14 protein-coding genes are annotated in these 16482 nt (G+C 50.4%); 11 read left to right on the top strand and 3 right to left on the bottom strand.

The annotated features are described in order from the left end of the window. The first annotated feature begins 125 nt into the window (after positions 1-125). The 7 genes from ACYU87_RS07880 to lepB all read left to right on the top strand — a co-directional run bounded on the left by ACYU87_RS07880 (position 126) and on the right by lepB (position 8190). Complete coding sequence (locus ACYU87_RS07880; protein WP_461133479.1) at positions 126-2114, top strand: alpha-amylase family protein; 1989 nt, start codon at positions 126-128, stop codon at positions 2112-2114. 81 nt (positions 2115-2195) lie between these two features. Continuing rightward, a complete protein-coding gene (locus ACYU87_RS07875; protein WP_461133478.1) occupies positions 2196-3221 on the top strand; it encodes an SPASM domain-containing protein in 1026 nt (341 codons plus the stop codon). Positions 3222-3400: 179 nt separating this feature from the next. Next, positions 3401-4183, top strand: coding sequence for a ParA family protein (locus ACYU87_RS07870; RefSeq protein ID WP_041615784.1), 783 nt, complete (start codon positions 3401-3403; stop codon positions 4181-4183). Between the two features lie 102 nt (positions 4184-4285). Beyond that, positions 4286-5200: a ParB/RepB/Spo0J family partition protein gene (locus ACYU87_RS07865; RefSeq protein ID WP_461133477.1), complete on the top strand. Its 915-nt coding sequence runs from the start codon at positions 4286-4288 to the stop codon at positions 5198-5200. Between the two features lie 67 nt (positions 5201-5267). Further along, complete coding sequence (locus ACYU87_RS07860; protein ID WP_461133476.1) at positions 5268-6134, top strand: DUF5683 domain-containing protein; 867 nt, start codon at positions 5268-5270, stop codon at positions 6132-6134. Positions 6135-6178: 44 nt separating this feature from the next. Continuing rightward, positions 6179-6913, top strand: a complete 735-nt coding sequence (dapB, locus tag ACYU87_RS07855) for a 4-hydroxy-tetrahydrodipicolinate reductase (protein ID WP_461133475.1) — start codon at positions 6179-6181, stop codon at positions 6911-6913. Between the two features lie 104 nt (positions 6914-7017). Then, on the top strand, positions 7018-8190 hold the full coding sequence (gene lepB / locus ACYU87_RS07850; RefSeq protein ID WP_461133474.1) for a signal peptidase I: 1173 nt from the start codon (positions 7018-7020) through the stop codon (positions 8188-8190). 53 nt (positions 8191-8243) lie between these two features. Here the strand turns inward: lepB and ung are convergent, their stop codons facing one another. After that, entirely contained in the window at positions 8244-8909 is a 666-nt protein-coding gene (gene ung / locus ACYU87_RS07845) for a uracil-DNA glycosylase (RefSeq protein WP_461133473.1), read from the bottom strand. 142 nt (positions 8910-9051) lie between these two features. Between ung and apaG the strand changes: the two genes are divergently transcribed. The 3 genes from apaG to ACYU87_RS07830 all read left to right on the top strand — a co-directional run bounded on the left by apaG (position 9052) and on the right by ACYU87_RS07830 (position 11682). After that, complete coding sequence (gene apaG, locus ACYU87_RS07840; RefSeq protein ID WP_461133472.1) at positions 9052-9438, top strand: Co2+/Mg2+ efflux protein ApaG; 387 nt, start codon at positions 9052-9054, stop codon at positions 9436-9438. Positions 9439-9445: 7 nt separating this feature from the next. Further along, positions 9446-10255, top strand: a complete 810-nt coding sequence (locus ACYU87_RS07835) for an O-methyltransferase (RefSeq protein WP_461133471.1) — start codon at positions 9446-9448, stop codon at positions 10253-10255. A 62-nt stretch (positions 10256-10317) separates the two neighbouring features. Beyond that, positions 10318-11682: a monooxygenase gene (locus ACYU87_RS07830; RefSeq protein WP_461133470.1), complete on the top strand. Its 1365-nt coding sequence runs from the start codon at positions 10318-10320 to the stop codon at positions 11680-11682. Between the two features lie 179 nt (positions 11683-11861). On the opposite strand, the gene ACYU87_RS07825 is transcribed toward ACYU87_RS07830, so the two are convergent. Then, complete coding sequence (locus ACYU87_RS07825) at positions 11862-14030, bottom strand: DEAD/DEAH box helicase (RefSeq protein WP_461133469.1); 2169 nt, start codon at positions 14028-14030, stop codon at positions 11862-11864. Between the two features lie 523 nt (positions 14031-14553). Here ACYU87_RS07825 and ACYU87_RS07820 point away from each other — a divergent pair. Further along, positions 14554-14787 (top strand): DUF2905 domain-containing protein, encoded by a 234-nt coding sequence (locus ACYU87_RS07820; protein WP_461133468.1) that lies wholly within the window; start codon positions 14554-14556, stop codon positions 14785-14787. Here ACYU87_RS07820 and ACYU87_RS07815 read toward each other — a convergent pair. Next, positions 14753-16318 (bottom strand): hypothetical protein, encoded by a 1566-nt coding sequence (locus tag ACYU87_RS07815; RefSeq protein WP_461133467.1) that lies wholly within the window; start codon positions 16316-16318, stop codon positions 14753-14755. The two genes, ACYU87_RS07820 and ACYU87_RS07815, sit on opposite strands and share 35 nt — an antisense overlap. Positions 16319-16482: the final 164 nt, after the last annotated feature.

Here is a 16482-nt window from a genome sequence, read left to right as displayed (position 1 = left end):
AGAGTGATGCGGTATTTACAGATTGTTCTGCCGTTGGGAGTACCAGTGGCAACAGCCTGCTCTGTGTCATTTTGACACGAAAAAGAGCATGTTTGGTTTTACCGAAACCGTTTTAAATTTGTCGCATGTCAACCTCCATCGAAGCGCTTCAAGCCGACTGGTATCAGCATTATGCCATGTATACCGATGATTATCAGTCGGGCCGTCAGTCGTTTATCGCCAACCTGTTACCGCAGGCTGCCGTGCAGTTTTCTGTGTACCAGACGCTGGACATTCTACACAAACGACTTGGACATGAAACGCTTCGCCGGGCACTGGACCCCGCCGAAACGCTGGATAGTCCTGCTACGGTTTACACCGATGGGTCGTGGCTGAAAAAAAGCAACATGGTCGGGATAAATGTCCGTACCCTGGGTTCTTTCTGGAAAGTCATTACGTATGTGCTGACGCTGCCCGCCAGTCACGACAGCATTCATTTGCTACCCATCTGGGAGCCGGGTGTAGTCGGAAGTCTGTACGGGATGGTGAGTTGGCAGATCAATCCGGAGTTTTTTGATGTAGAGCTGGCCCGTTTCGTTCCTGGTCTCGACTCCGTTGAAAAACAATTAAAGGTCGTGACCAATCTGCTGCACGCGATGGGCCGAACCGTTGGCATGGATGTAATTCCGCATACCGATCGCTTTTCGGAAATGGTGCTGTCCTCGCCATCGTTATTTGAGTGGGTGCAGCGCGACGAAAAGGGAGGTAACCCGGCTACATTACTGGACCACTCCAGCCTGGTATATCGCTATGTTGAAGAAGCGATCTGGCAGTTTCTCAAATTCAGGGGAGCCGCCGACGGAACCCCCCTGACTTTCACGAAAGATGCTTTCTTTGCCACGAGTCCTGCCGTTGGCGTACCCGGTCTGACCGATGACCAGCGTCAGCGGATCCTGTTTGGTTACCCGAACGATTATAATGGCCGACTAACCCGACGGCTGGGCCTGATTCGTCACCTCACTGCGCAGGGGCTGGAAACATTGCCCATGACCATGGCTCCTCCATACCGTGGTCTACACATCGACGCAGACGACTTCACAACGGATGATTTCGGACAAATATGGTATCAGTACGCATTCGATAAACCACAACAGATGTCGCGGGTGTTTGGCCCGCTAGCGAGGTACCGTTTCTACGAGTCGAAGGACAACAATCAGAACTGGGAACTTGACTTCGATCGGCCTAACCTGCCAGCCTGGAGCTACATTTGCCGGAATGTGAAGGATTGCCAGCAGAAATATAACTTCGATTTCATGCGGGGCGATATGGCTCACGTACAGCTTCGCCCAACGGGTGTGCCCGCCCATCCTGATGCATTCTATGACCCTTTGGAGGCCATAAAAAAATACATACAGGCTAGTGGCGTACCTCATTACGCTTTCTTCGCCGAAACCTTTCTGGCGCCACCCGATACAATGGGATATGGCGATGAACTCGACCATCTGGAAGCCATCGACGCTGATTCGACGCTGGGCGATTTGCAATCGCTGGTGGTTGGTTCGACGGAGTTCAGACGTCAGTTTGCGACTTACAGCGATCACCTCAAAACGCGCCGGTTTGCCCCCAACTTTACGGTGATGACCGCCGACAAAGACGACCCGCGTTTCGATGAATTTTACCGCACCGGTAATCTATTTCGTTACTTCACCGCGTTATTTTTGACTGATATGCCCAGTTACGTTGGGCTGGGTTTTGAGGTCCGAAATCTGCACGAAAAACGGGGTCTCAATGAAGAATACACGAAGTTATATGTCTTTCACATTGAAGACGATCGCCAGCCCGATAAGGTGACACACGGCCCGTTTATCTGGGGACAAAATGCGGAACAGTTTGCCGCTATCGGACGAATGCGGGCCTTTGCCGAAAGCATCTGGTCGGCTATAGTCGGGAAAGAAACGCACTGGCTGGTTGGCCCAGCTGACGGCAAAAGCTACATCGCCTGGACGCACACCGAGCCAACCGGGTATATCTTCGTGGCCAGCATGACGGGTGATCTGCCAACAACAGGATCGGGTCTTGTGGCTGGAGAGGTGGTTTTTGACGAAGCCGGTTGTCAGATTTATAAGGAACCTTAATAAACAGTTGACTTACGCGGGGGCAGATTTAAGAACCTGCCTTCGCGATAGATTCAGTTTATTGATCGTTACCTTTACTGAATGAATCGCAACCTGCTCGACGGCCTTAACTTTGCGTCCAAGCTAACCCCCAAACGCATCGCCAATGCGCTGAAGGTAGTTTATAGTTACTATGAGTCCCGGCGAACGGGTAAGGCCATGCAGCGTGGTCTGCCCATGTCGGTCTCGTTTGAACCAACAACCTCCTGCAATCTACGTTGCCCGGAATGTCCCAGCGGACTTCGGTCATTTACCCGGCCCACCGGCATGCTTGGCGAAGAACTGTACAGACGCACCATCGACGAGTTGCACGAAACACTCCTTTACTTAATTTTTTACTTTCAGGGCGAACCCTATCTACACCCCCAGTTTCTGGAACTGGTACGGTATGCCACGGATCGGAACATCTACACCGCGACCAGCACCAACGCTCACTACCTGAACGACGCTAATGCCCGCAAAACAGTGGAGTCGGGGCTGGATCGACTTATCATTTCCATTGATGGCACTACGCAGGAGGTGTATGAGCAGTATCGGGTAGGCGGAAAGCTGGAGAAAGTACTTGAGGGAACGAAGAATATCATTCGCTGGAAAAAAGAGCTCAAGTCCCGCACTCCCCATGTAGTCTTCCAGTTCCTGGTTGTGAAACCCAATGAACACCAGATCGCCGAAGTCAGGAAGCTGGCCCGCGAATTAGGGGTTGACGAGGTGGGGCTGAAAACAGCCCAGATTTACGAGTACGAACACGGCTCCGACCTCATTCCGACGCTGGATGAATACAGTCGGTATGCCCCCCAGGCGGATGGAACTTACCGGATCAAAAATGGCTTTGGGGATCATTGCTGGAAAATGTGGCACTCCTGCGTCATCACCTGGGATGGTCTGGTGGTGCCCTGTTGTTTCGATAAAGATGCCCATCATCGACTCGGTAATCTCCAGACCGAATCCTTCGCTGACCTCTGGCAAGGCGCAGCCTACACCAATTTTCGCCAAACGCTACTCCGGTCCCGCTCCGAGATTGAGATGTGCCGAAACTGTACGGAAGGCACAAAAGTGTGGGCTGATTAAAGAGCGGAAGAGCGAATGAGTGAAAGAGTGAGTTGCTGATGCGGTGAAAACTACCGGATGGCTTCGCTCTTTCACTCATTCGCTCTTCCGCTCTTTATCTTTTGTGAAACATTCCGTGAAACAGTGCTTGCTTTCGTGGAAACTAACCGGCATCTTTGAACCTGCATCGCACAGACCTCATGGGTAAAGTCATTGCTATCGCCAACCAGAAAGGGGGCGTCGGTAAAACAACAACAACTATCAACTTGGCCGCCAGTTTGGCCGCCCTCGAATTTCAGACGCTCATTGTCGACGCTGACCCCCAGGCGAATTCCACGTCAGGGCTCGGCTACAATCCGAAAGAAATCGAGAACAGTATTTACGAATGTATGGTTGAGGGCGTGCGTCCTCAGGATGCTATTATTCAGACCGATTTTCCGAATCTGGATTTGCTGCCATCGCATATAGACCTGGTGGGGGCCGAAATAGAGATGATTAACCTCCAGAACCGGGAGGATAAAATGAAAACGACGCTCGACAGCATTCGCGACGACTACGATTTCATTATCATCGACTGTTCGCCATCGCTTGGTCTGATTACGATCAACAGCCTGACCGCGGCCGATTCGGTTATCATTCCGGTTCAGTGTGAATATTTCGCCCTGGAAGGGTTGGGGAAACTGCTGAATACCATCAAGATCATTCAGTCGAGACTCAATACGCATCTGGCTATTGAGGGTATCCTGCTAACGATGTACGACCTGCGTGTTCGGCTATCTAACCAGGTCGTTGGTGAGGTAACGAGCCATTTCCAGCAAATGGTTTTCAGTACCATCATTCCGCGCAACATACGGCTGAGCGAATCGCCCAGCTTTGGCGTACCTGCCCTGGCGCAGGATGCCGACAGCAAAGGAGCCGTCAGTTACCTGAACCTGGCCCGCGAAATTCTGATCAAGAATGGCATGATGCCGCAGGAAGCTTAAATCAAGTATGTATGGTGTATGATGTATGATATAGAATGATCTGATTCTGAGCTTTCGTTGTATATCATACATCATATACCATACATCATACGTACTTGTTTCATGGACAACACCAAAGCACCGAATAAGAAGATGATAGGATTGGGCCGCGGCTTGGGTGCCTTGTTGCACGACAGTGAATCGGTCAGTCGACAATCGAAACCGTCGCCGTTTGAGTCGATCGGTACGATGACTGAAATCAGTTTGTCGCTGATCGAAACAAACCCGTTTCAGCCGCGAACCCGTTTCGACGAAGAAGCGCTGCTGGAGCTGGCTGACTCCATCCGGACCCAAGGAATCATTCAGCCCATAACAGTCCGGCAGTTAGGGAAAGAACGGTATCAGCTTATTGCGGGTGAACGACGTTTGCAGGCATCTAAAATTGTCGGCCTGAGCCATATCCCGGCGTATGTTCGAACGGCGAATGACCAGCAAATGCTGGAAATGGCGCTGATCGAGAACATCCAGCGGGAAAACCTTAACGCGATAGAAATAGCGCTTAGCTACCAACGGCTCATTACCGAATGTAGCCTGAAGCAGGAAGAGCTGGGCGAGCGGGTTGGTAAAAACCGGACAACCGTTAATAACTACATCCGGTTGCTGAAGCTTCCGCCCGTCATCCAGGCGTCGTTGCGCGACAACCGTATTTCGATGGGCCATGCCCGCGCCATCATCAACATCGAAAACCCGGAAACGCAGATACGACTCTTTACCCGAGCTGTTGATGAAGAGTGGTCGGTGCGAAAGGTGGAAGAAGCGGTTCGTAACCTGTCCGACGATGCGAATGAGCTAGTGCCTACCCGGAGTGTTACATTGCCCAAGCAGGAGATGCGTAGTCTACAGTTCAAGCTGTCGTCGATGTTCGGTACCCGGGTATCCATCAAAGCGGATGAAAAGCATAAGGGCGAAATAAAAATTCCGTTTACCTCCCAGGAAGAATTGACCAAGATCCTGGAAGTGCTGAACTCACAAGCGTAACTCTGTTAAATTACCTTAAACGGTGAATTGACGGCCCGAAAAAGAGGTCACGGGCCGTTGTTTGGGCATGAAGCAGTCTTTTTTTTTACTGATAACTCTCCTGCTGTTCTGCTTGCCCATCGCTACTGCGTTTGCGCAACAACCGGCTATTCGGCCGGCTCCAACGCCAGCTGCCGTTGATTCGACCCGACGGGGGGAATCAGCTACGGACACTATCCCATCAACGATACGCCGTAACGGTGTGCAGATTCAGGTTGGCAAATCGGTGCTGACCGATGACGATTCCACCTCGCTCGACAACCCGGATACCGTGCAGGTATCGGCCAGACAGGAAGCCAAAATTCATAAAATCATCCCAAAAAAGGCAACATTGCGGTCGCTGATGCTGCCCGGTCTGGGGCAGGCTTACAACCGACAGTATTACAAAATACCGTTTATTTACGTTGGCTTTGGCGTGATGGGCTATCTGTTCGTCAAGTATAGGGGCCTGGCCAAAGAGGCCGAAACAGGCTATCGGCGACTGCTCTACGGCGACCCGGTAACGGACGCACTGTTTAACTACGGCGATGGATTCACGGCAAGTTTTCCTGACGCATATCAAAATATAAGAGGAGCCGCGGTTACCAGTACAGCCCTGTACACCAAAGTAGATGAGGTATTGATTGGGGTAAGCCCATTTACTGATAACAAGGTTGTTTTTCGAACCACGGCTAATGCCAAAAACGCGTATGACACATTCAGGCGCTACCGGGATCTAAACCTGCTTTTGTCAGGTGTTTTATGGGCGGTTAATATTGTCGAAGCCAATGTAGCGGCTCACCTGAAAACCTTTGATTTAACTGACGACATTTCGATGACCGTCGAACCCAATGTGTTACCTGCCCCCGGAATGGGCTTCGTTCCCGCTGTCCGGGTGGCCTTTACATTTAAATAGGGGAACCGCAACCACAAGCTGTAAACCAAAAACCTCAATACCAAGTGAATATTCTTCTGCTGGGCTACGGCAAAATGGGCAAAACGATTGAGCAGATTGTACTCGAACGGGGACACCAGATTGCAGGCCGAATTGATGCACACAACCACGCCGAGTTAACGAATCTTGCCGCCGACGCTGTAGACGTCGTCATTGAATTCAGTTCGCCTGAGTCGGCGGCCGAAAACATTACCAGCTGTCTTGAGCGCGGCTGGCCAGTGGTTAGTGGTACAACGGGGTGGTTAAGCCGCCGGGCTGCTATTGAAGAACTCTGTAAAACCAGGAAAGGCGCGTTCTTTTACGCATCCAATTACAGTATTGGGGTCAATCTGTTTTTCCGGTTAAACAAAGTACTGGCGCAGTTCATGCGAAATTATCCGTCTTATCATGTGTCGATGACCGAAATTCATCATACCGAAAAGAAGGACGCACCCAGCGGAACCGCCATTACGCTGGCGGAAGGCGTTATGGCGCAGTTGGAAAGCAAACGTCGTTGGGTTAGTAACGAAGCGGGTCACGAGCCGCAGCCTGTAGGCGACGATGCTATTGAAATTCAGTCGCTGCGGGAAGGAACCGTGCCAGGTACGCACGAAGTTCGTTATGACTCCGACGTTGATCAGATCGAGATCAAGCACGTGGCTCATAGCCGGCAGGGCTTTGCTCTGGGTGCTGTTGTGGCGGCTGAATGGCTCGTGGGTCGGGAAGGCATATTCGGGATGGACGACCTGCTGGGGAATTGAGTGATGAGCGGTTAGCTAAAAACCAGTTCATCTTCGTAATTTCGTAGCCAGCCAGGCACCGTCTGACAACCCATTCATAATTTATCATTTATAATTCAGTAAACGTGTCAGTAACTCAAACGAAGGCCGAAACCAGACCGGCTAAAGCTAGGAAATCGCCCATTCGGGAATGGTTCGATTCCGTTCTGTTCGCCGTTGTAGCGGCCACGCTTATTCGTTGGCTGTTTATGGAAGCCTTCACGATTCCAACGCCTTCGATGGAAAATAGCCTTATGGTGGGTGATTTTCTGTTTGTGAGCAAACTGCACTACGGCACGCGTACCCCCCGTACGCCGTTGCAGGTGCCGCTGACTCATCAGAAAATATGGGGAACGAATATTCCGTCGTACAGCACGGCCATTCAATTGCCTTCGTACCGGCTACCGGGCTTCACCCACGTAAAAAACGGGGATGTGGTCGTGTTTAATGTACCGCCCAAATACCTCAACGACAACATCGACTACCCCGTTGATCTAAAAACAAACTACATCAAGCGGTGTATTGGTATTCCCGGCGACGTGCTTGAAGTTCGGCAACGTGAGGTGTTCATCAATGGGAAGCCATTTCCGGCGCCACCGCGTTCAGAGCAGAAATACTTTATCAAAACAACCGAAGTGCTCGACGCGGCATTCTTCCGTAAGTACGATATCATAAATGATTACCGTGATCCAAGTCAGCCAACCGAGAATTGGAAACCGCTGGAGCAGTATAACGACTCGACCAAAACCTCGGCCATGGTGGGGTATAGCGTTAATACGACGCAGGACGTGATTGCTAAATTCAAAACCTTTGACTTCGTGAAAGGCATTGAACCCATGTCTGATAAACCAGGCGAGATGTCGCCGATGATTTATGGTACGCCAACGTTCAAGTGGAATCATGACAATTTCGGACCGATTACGATTCCGAAAAAAGGCGCCACCATACAGATCAATGCGCAAACCATTGCCCTGTATGGTCCGGTCATTCAATTATATGAAGGCAACGACAAGGTAGAGGTGGCACCGGAAGCCATAAAAATTGGTGGACAGCCGATCACGTCGTACACCTTTAAACAAGATTACTACTTCATGATGGGCGACAATCGTGACAACTCCCTCGATTCGCGTTTCTGGGGCTTCGTCCCCGAGGATCACATCGTGGGTAAAGCCGTGTTTGTCTGGATGTCGCTGGACCCGAATCCGGCCAATGCCTGGAATAAAATCCGCTGGAACCGATTGTTCAGAACAATTGACTAATGATCGAAATAAGACAGGCGGGCCGATTGGCCCGCCTGTCTTATTTTACTGCGTTACCACTCCACGGGTGGCAGTCCCTTGCTTTCCAGATAGGTATTTGCCTGGCTGAAATGTTTGTTACCGAACCAGCCGCCGTAATTGGCCGCCATGGGCGAAGGATGTTTTGCTTTCAGAACCAGGTGTTTTTTGCCGTCTATAATGGCTCCTTTCTTCTGGGCATAAGCCCCCCAAAGCATAAAAACGACGTGTTGTTTCTCGTCTGAGATGAGTTTGATAACCGCGTCCGTAAACGTTTCCCAACCCTTCCCCTGATGCGAACCCGCCTGACCGGCTCGTACGGTCAGGGTGGCGTTCAGCAGCATAACCCCCTGGCTGGCCCAGCGTTCGAGGTTACCCGATTTAGGAATGGGCTTGCCCAGGTCGTCCTGAATCTCCTTGAAAATATTAACCAGAGAGGGTGGCTTTGTAATGCCATCGGCCACCGAAAAGGCCAGCCCATTCGCCTGTCCTTCGCCATGATAGGGATCCTGACCAAGAATGACAACACGGGTATCGTCGAAGCTACATTTATTGAAGGCATTGAACATTAGCGCGCCGGGTGGGAAGACCCGTTGTGTACTGTACTCGTGTCGCAGGAATTGGGCTAATTCGCCAAAATAAGGTTTGTCGAATTCGGATTGGAGTCGATTTCGCCAGGATTCGGCAATAGATACATTCATGAAGGAACTGATAAAAGTGTTTAGGCATTATAGGCCTACGAACGGCGGAAGTGGCTCCCGAAAAAAAAAGTGAGAGCGGTTCTTGCGTAACAAAACTAATAAACCTAATTTTCGTTGTAAGGTTGCAAAACGACACTAATTTATGGTTTCGTCAGTCACAGAAGGCGTGAAAGTTAGCGTGAAGACAGAGTATCAGGCTGATTACTCTAGTCCACTCCAGGCGCACTATGTTTTTACTTACCGAATAACAATCGAAAACGCGAGCGACCATACCATTCAGTTGCTGCGTCGTCACTGGTTGATTTTCGACTCCAATGGCACCGTTCGGGAAGTCGAAGGGGAGGGCGTTGTTGGGCTCCAGCCTGTACTGGAACCGGGCGAAGTGCATGAGTATGTATCGGGCTGTAATCTGCGTTCGAGCATCGGAAAAATGGCGGGTACTTACCTCGTCGAGCGTATTATTGATGGCAAACAACTTCGGGTCAGCATTCCTGAATTTACGATGGTTGTGCCTTACAAGTTAAATTGATTCATTCTTGCTGCTTGCTTATTTTCGGTATCTGAGTCGCGCCCGCGACGAACACGCACTTCATTCTCCATTTCTGTTTGCGTTATATACCCGGGTCATTCGGGTAAAAACGGGTGCCAAAGCCTGGTTTATTCCCATACGAGTTCTACGTAAACAACTTCGCAAAAGTCGACAAGTCATTACCATTGCTGACTATGGGGCCGGGCCACGCCAGGCCGGGCCACGCCAGGCTGGATCCAAAGTAAACGAGTCCCGGCAACGCACGGTGGGGGACATTGCGCGTAACTCACAAAAACCAGCCCGCTTTGGCCGATTACTGTTTCGACTCATTCAGCGATTTGAGGCCAGGATAATAGTGGATTTGGGTACCTCCCTGGGTATGACAACGGCCTGCATGGCAGAAGCTACCAAATCCTATGGCGGTCGTGTGCTGACTTTTGAAGGATGCCCCGAAACGGCGGCCGTGGCGCGTCAGAATTTTGACCAGCTGGGTATTCAGAATGTGGAAATCGTGGTGGGTAACCTGGACGAAACGCTGGCCCCTCAGATTGCCTTGCTCAAGCCTGTTGATTTCGTCTTCTTTGACGCCAACCATCGCTATGAGCCCACAGTCCGCTATTTCGAAACTTGCCTGACCAATATTCACAACGATACGGTATTTGTCTTCGACGACATTCACTGGTCGGATGGAATGGAACAGGCCTGGGCTTATATAAAAAAACATCCCTCTGTCAGCCTGACGGTCGATCTGTTTTGGGTTGGCCTGGTGTTCTTTCGGCAGGAGCAGCCAAAGCAGGATTTTATCCTCCGCTTCTGAGTGAAACAGTGAAACAAGGGTGAATTTCAGTATCTTTCAAGGATGTTTACCCATTCAGCCATATGAACTTCCTGACTTGCAGGCGATTGGTATTAGCTAGTAGTGCATTGTTTCTGCTGCTGAACATAACCTCCTGCACCAAAAGCAGTACTGAACCGGATGTGCCGACCGCAACGTCATCGTTCGATTTGATTCAGCAGAAGATACTGACGCCTACCTGCGCTACATCAGGTTGCCATTTGTCGGGAAAAGATGCTACCTTCTCGCAGCACGAACTCGTGCTGGCAGAGGGAGTCGCGTATCAGAATCTGGTTGGCATTGATCCGAAAAACAGCGATGCGAAAGCCGACGGATTGAAGCGGGTAAAAGCATTTGCCTCCCTGGAAAGTCTGCTTTATCACAAACTGACAACAACGGCCAGCCATCATTCGGGAAAACAGTATGGTAATCCGATGCCATTGGGAAGCGCTTTACTGCCGGATGGACAAATCGAGTACATAAGACGATGGATTGATGCCGGAGCGCCAAAAACCGGTACTATAGCCGATGCTACGTTGCTGGACGACAAAACCGTGACGCCAGCCGCCTACGTGCCACTGACTGTACCCGCTACCGGAACGGGTTTTCAGATGGCTATTCCTGCATTTGATATTCAGCCGAATTTCGAGCGGGAACTGTTTACCCGGCGGATGGTCGGTAACACACAGGACATTTACGTAAACCGGTATGAAACGAAAATGCGGAGTGGAAGCCATCATTTCGTTGCCTATGATTTTCGTAACAAAACGATTTTGCCGAATCTGAACGATGTTCGTGATCTGCGTAATGCCGACAACTCGCTCAATATATTAACCGCCCTGACCATGTCCAACCATGTCTATCTGGCAGGATCGCAGGCGCAGTATCAGGATTACGTTTTTCCGGAAGGAGCTGCATTGCTCATCCCGGCGGGTGCTTCACTGGATCTCAACTCGCATTTCGTCAATAAAACGACGGCGGTTATGACGGGAGAAGCCCAGATTAATTTGTACACCGTTGATAAGTCGAAGGTGACACAACTTGTACAGACATTGGATCTGAGCAACACCAACCTGACTATTCCTGCCAACGGTCGTGTAACATTAACAAAGTCGTTTGCCTTTAACAAGCCTCGTAAGGTGCTTACGCTCACCTCGCACATGCATAAGCTGGGTGAGAAATTCGTAATTAAACTACTCGGGGGCGCTCGAAATGGCGAAGTTGTTTACACCTCCACCGACTGGGAGCATCCTGACATTATTACGTTCAAAACGCCTATTGACCTGCAGAAAGGGGAGGGGCTTACTTCGGAGATTACGTACAACAATACCACTGGCAAAGCGGTCGGATTTGGGTTAACCAGCGAAGACGAAATGGGAATAATCTTCGGCTATTACTACGAGAATTAAAGTGAATCTGTTTAAATCAATCCATCGAAGATTCTCTGATATGGGTGGAGCCAGCTTCTTGAAACTGGCTCGTGCGGTTTTGAGAAACTGACTCCATCCATATCAAAGAAACAATAAAGTGGCTGGCGTAAGAGAAATTCTCCCGCGCCAGCCACTTTATTGTTTACTATTAAATCAGACTACCGGGCGAGTTCAATATTAACCCGGCGACCTTTAATGGTATTTCCTTCCATCGCGTCGACAACGCGGTTCGCTACATCTTTCGGTACGTCAACGTAGGTGAACTTATCGAAGATATCGATGCTACCAATGCTGCTGCCTGGAATGTTGGCTTCACCCGCAATGGCGCCAACGATGTCGCCCGGACGAACGAAATCTTTGCGACCAATGCTCACCATCAACCGAGTCATGTTGGCATCACGCTCACGAGGGGCGCGTTGGTCATCACGTTCGAAATAAGGCTTACGCTCACCGCCTTCGGCGCGATCGTTGAAACGGGGACGATCACCACCAGCACTCCGGCGGTCACCGAAACGGGACGCTCCGTCGTTACGACCACCCCGGTCGTCGCTCCGGCGATCACCAAAACGGGATGATCCGCCATCACGGTCGCCAAAACGGGACGCTCCACCCCGGCGATCTTCCGAACGACCGTCACCCCGGCCCCGGTCCGCGTACTTGTCGCGGCCATTCCGGCGGTCATCTTCCAGGTTAAGATTCTGGTCGGCAAACTCGTTCTTTTCCAGACCCATGCTGCGTTTCACCAGGGCGGCTACAACCTGCTCGGTTGAGAAACCAGCGTGGTTCAACTGGACCAGCAAATCGTCGTACAGGTTCAGGTCTTTACTATCCTGAATCGTTTGTTGCAGTTGCTCAATGAAACGAGCCTTACGAACGCCAACGATATCTTCGAAGGAGGGAATTACTCCTTTCTCTACCTTAACTTTCGTGTACGTCTGGATTTCGCGGAAACGATATTTCTCATCACGACCAACAAACGAGAAAGCACGACCCGACTTACCGGCGCGGCCCGTCCGGCCGATACGGTGCACGTAATACTCTTCATCGAGAGGAATATCAAAGTTGATAACGGCATCAACGTCGTCAACGTCAATACCACGAGCGGCTACGTCGGTAGCAACCAGAATATTGGTTGTGCCCGCCCGGAACTTGCTCATTACATTATTCCGTTGCGCCTGGCGCAGGTCACCGTGTAATCCTTCAGCCTGATAGCCCCGGATTTGCAGGTCTTCAACGATTTCGTCGACCTTCCGTTTCGTATTACAGAATACCAGCATCAGTTTGAGATCGTACATGTCGATCAGACGGCACATTACCTCAACTTTCGCTTTCGCTTTTACTTCGAAGTAAACCTGTTCGATGTTTACGTTCGTCAATTCTTTCTTGACGACTTTCACCAGAACAGGATCTTTCTGGAACTTCTGGGTGATCTGCATGATCGGTTTCGACATCGTTGCCGAGAACAGGATCGTTTGCCGCTCTTCGGGCATTTCTTCCAGAATGCTCTCAATATCTTCACGGAAGCCCATGTCCAGCATCTCATCAGCCTCGTCAAGAATCATCATCTTAACGTTGTTGAGTTTGAGCGTGTTCCGTTCCATATGGTCCATAACACGACCGGGGGTACCAATAACAATGTGCACACCACTTTTGAGGGACCGAATCTGCCGCTCAATGGAGTCGCCACCGTAGATAGCTTCAATCCGGATGCCCCGCTTGTATTTGGCAAGCTTCTTGATTTCTTCAGCTACCTGTAAAGCCAGTTCACGGGTTGGGCAAAGAACAAGGGTCTGCACCGAACGGTCCTGAATATCGATCAGATCGAGAGCAGGAATACCAAACGCGGCCGTTTTACCGGTGCCGGTTTGGGCCTGTCCAATGACGTCACGACCTGCCAGAATGGGGGGAATGGCTTCTGCCTGAATAGGCGACGGGCTCGTAAAGCCCATGTCGGTAACAGCTGATAACAATTCGGCTGAAATATCCAGGTCAGCAAACAACAGTTGATTCGGATCAGCTTTGGGCGCTGTTGCGTCGGCAACGGCTGGCGCTGCTTCGTCGGCCGTTAGCAGCGGCTCATCCGCCACGATCACTACTTTTTCGGCAACGCCTTCCGCAATCAGTTCAGTTGCCGTATCATCAAATGATACATCCGTAGCCGATTCAGCGGCTGGTTTCGCGACTTTCTTTTTAGGGACTTTGGCGGTTTTAGTTTCGGACGGTGCCGCATCGATTGGAGCAACGGCGCTTGCCGCCATTTCCGTGGCTATTTTTTCAATGTCCAGGAATGCATCCTGCTCTTCGGATTTGTTTGTTTTCGTTTTCATTAACTTGGAAATGATTAAATACGTAAATCATCCAAGCGAAGACGAGTATATGCCAGTGAACGGCGCGATAATGCGAGAATTGCCCAACGAACCAAGCTGCCCAACGACCCAACAGGACCACCTCCCCGAACCTCTTCAAGGGGAATTAAAGACAACGAACCGGATCTACCGGTCGACTGATTGACGATTAGCCCACGCGCTAAGGTCCCGCTCACGGCGGGACGTCCACACAGAAACCCATCCTGTACATCCGTACATAAGCTCTGTCAGACCTAACTCAACGCGTAAAAAAGGAGAGAAACAGAGACGCGAACGGATGTCGCTTGTAAAATCTGGTGCAAAAGTACGGATTAATTAAATGAAAAGCAAATGTAGCTTTGAAGATATTGTATTTAATGGGGAGACAATCCCGCTGCTGGGCATTCTCGCGCAGCCTGGTAGGATTTTCGCTTGAATTTTAGTGTCTGAAAGTTAGTTATAAGACCGGTACTGTTTAAGCTTTCAGACAAGCAGACGTAATCGCATGACACCTTCATTCGGCAAAGCCATAATCCTGATCGGAGCCGCCATTGTGCTGATTGGTATGGCAATCTACTTTTTTGGGGATAAGTTCAGCTGGCTTGGCCGGCTACCCGGCGATATTCGGGTGGAAGGCAAAGGGGGCGGTGGATTTTATTTCCCTATCGTAACGTGTCTCGTCGTCAGCCTTGTTCTAAACCTGGTTATCGTTCTGATCCGGCGTTTTTTCGGGTCGTAGATTTGCCCGCATCCTTCACCGGATTGTCTTCGCTGTAGGTAAGCTTGTTCAGGTAAAATACCTCCCGCTGTGGCACATCCCGCTGCGCTGTTCTGGAAGGGGCGATCTTCTGGAAGCCGCAAGCCAGAAAATGCTGGCCATACCACGCCATCAGGTTATCCTGTGCCGAAAACGTTACTTTTTCGTTCTCCGCGTTAGTCTGTAACTTAAATTTTTCGGTTTCTTTCAAGATTTTGTTTTCCTGAATTACCTGGGTGATAATCTCGCCGTCACTCGGGTAAGCGAGCACGAACCGATCCTTCTGCTGAGATACCTGAACCATCTCCGTAAGATCCGTGCTGAGCAACTCCTTAATGGGAAAGCAATTATCCCACAGCAGTTTGCCCTGTTTATCGAACCCGCAAATAAAGGCGTGGGTGTAGCGAAAGCCCTCATATCGATCATTCCCGCGTAGATAGCCGCCATAGGCCAGGGTATTGCCCCGGTATTGGGGGTAGTACACTTCGGCAACCAGCGTTAGGCCATCGGCAGTGGGTTTCAGGTCATGTACCAGCAACCGGTAGCGGAATTTATAGTCCTTGCCTTCGTCTTTTTTCTTCTGTGCTTTGGCCAGTAATTTTTGTTGTCGTTGCGGTTTCAGGTAGTTGAAGAAGTTTTGAAGCTGCGAAAACTCAATGTACTGGATGGTGCTGGCCGGTTCAGTACCCGTATCGCCGTGGCGAAGGCGGGTTACATAGATTCCCTGCGAATAGGGAGTACAATCTGTAGAATAGTTTCCTACCAGTAGCGACTCCTGCTGGTTGACCGGGATTAACTTTCCCGAAATCAGGCTATTAGACGCTCCGTCAAAATCAAGCGTTCGCAGGAGTTTACTGTCGTAATTGTAGGTGCGTATCGAAAAATTACAGTGACGCCGGAGCGAATGAACCAGTACATGCACTTCCTGCCGGGCCTCATCAATTTCGAGGCTACTGATTTCCATGCGGTTAACATACATGCCGGGCAGTACCTTCACTGTGCGATCGAAGAAGGAAAACGACATGACAACCGGGCGCCCGTGATGATACCCACTCACAAAGGCCTGGCTACCCAGCACCTTAAATTGCTGAACATCTAGTTGGTCGATCAAACTGCCTTCGAATGTGTCAACCACGCCGTCGTCGAGGTGCAGCCGCACAAACTGGTACTCATCCGTATCGTATTCACGGAAGAGGTGATACACGTACTGGTCGGAATCGTACGTAGCTACCTGTCTGTATTTGACATCCTGCTTAAATTCCGCTTGCCAGAGCAGGTTGAGGTTAACGTCGTATTTTCGGAAGGCCAGTTTAACGGGCGTATTGTCGACAAAACTGCCGGTACGAATGGTCATCAGAACGCCCCGTTCACCCAGCGGAGTTACGTCAAATGCTTCGGCTTCGTTGGGGTCTGATGGAATTTCAAGACGTAACGACTGGGCCAGCTGGGCACAGGCCGGCCAAAACACGGTGGTCAAAAACGACAAGCAGACTATGTAAAAAATACGGAGCATGAAGAGGCATGTATGACGGAGCGATGCCTTATAAACAAAGGCCAATCACCCGTTTTCTAAACAAGCATTTCAGTAAGATTAGTATTTTTTTTACAATATTCCCAACTTTACCTTCCAAAGCTAAATAGATTAACCGTCCTTCTTTTCGGTAAACTATTTCTTGA

It is taken from the genome of Spirosoma lituiforme (assembly GCF_054776635.1).
The sequence above is the reverse complement of the archived record's forward strand: the minus strand, read 5'-3'. Positions and strand labels throughout refer to the sequence as shown.

Excerpts from the sequence above, each read along its gene's own strand:
- ACYU87_RS07880 (WP_461133479.1), top strand. The coding sequence starts at position 126 with ATGTCAACCTCCATCGAAGCGCTTCAAGCCGACTGGTATCAGCATTAT.
- ACYU87_RS07875 (WP_461133478.1), top strand. The coding sequence starts at position 2,196 with ATGAATCGCAACCTGCTCGACGGCCTTAACTTTGCGTCCAAGCTAACC.
- ACYU87_RS07870 (WP_041615784.1), top strand. The coding sequence starts at position 3,401 with ATGGGTAAAGTCATTGCTATCGCCAACCAGAAAGGGGGCGTCGGTAAA.
- ACYU87_RS07865 (WP_461133477.1), top strand. The coding sequence starts at position 4,286 with ATGGACAACACCAAAGCACCGAATAAGAAGATGATAGGATTGGGCCGC.
- ACYU87_RS07860 (WP_461133476.1), top strand. The coding sequence starts at position 5,268 with ATGAAGCAGTCTTTTTTTTTACTGATAACTCTCCTGCTGTTCTGCTTG.
- ung (WP_461133473.1), bottom strand. The coding sequence starts at position 8,909 with ATGAATGTATCTATTGCCGAATCCTGGCGAAATCGACTCCAATCCGAA.
- apaG (WP_461133472.1), top strand. The coding sequence starts at position 9,052 with ATGGTTTCGTCAGTCACAGAAGGCGTGAAAGTTAGCGTGAAGACAGAG.
- ACYU87_RS07830 (WP_461133470.1), top strand. The coding sequence starts at position 10,318 with ATGAACTTCCTGACTTGCAGGCGATTGGTATTAGCTAGTAGTGCATTG.
- ACYU87_RS07825 (WP_461133469.1), bottom strand. The coding sequence starts at position 14,030 with ATGAAAACGAAAACAAACAAATCCGAAGAGCAGGATGCATTCCTGGAC.
- ACYU87_RS07820 (WP_461133468.1), top strand. The coding sequence starts at position 14,554 with ATGACACCTTCATTCGGCAAAGCCATAATCCTGATCGGAGCCGCCATT.
- ACYU87_RS07815 (WP_461133467.1), bottom strand. The coding sequence starts at position 16,318 with ATGCTCCGTATTTTTTACATAGTCTGCTTGTCGTTTTTGACCACCGTG.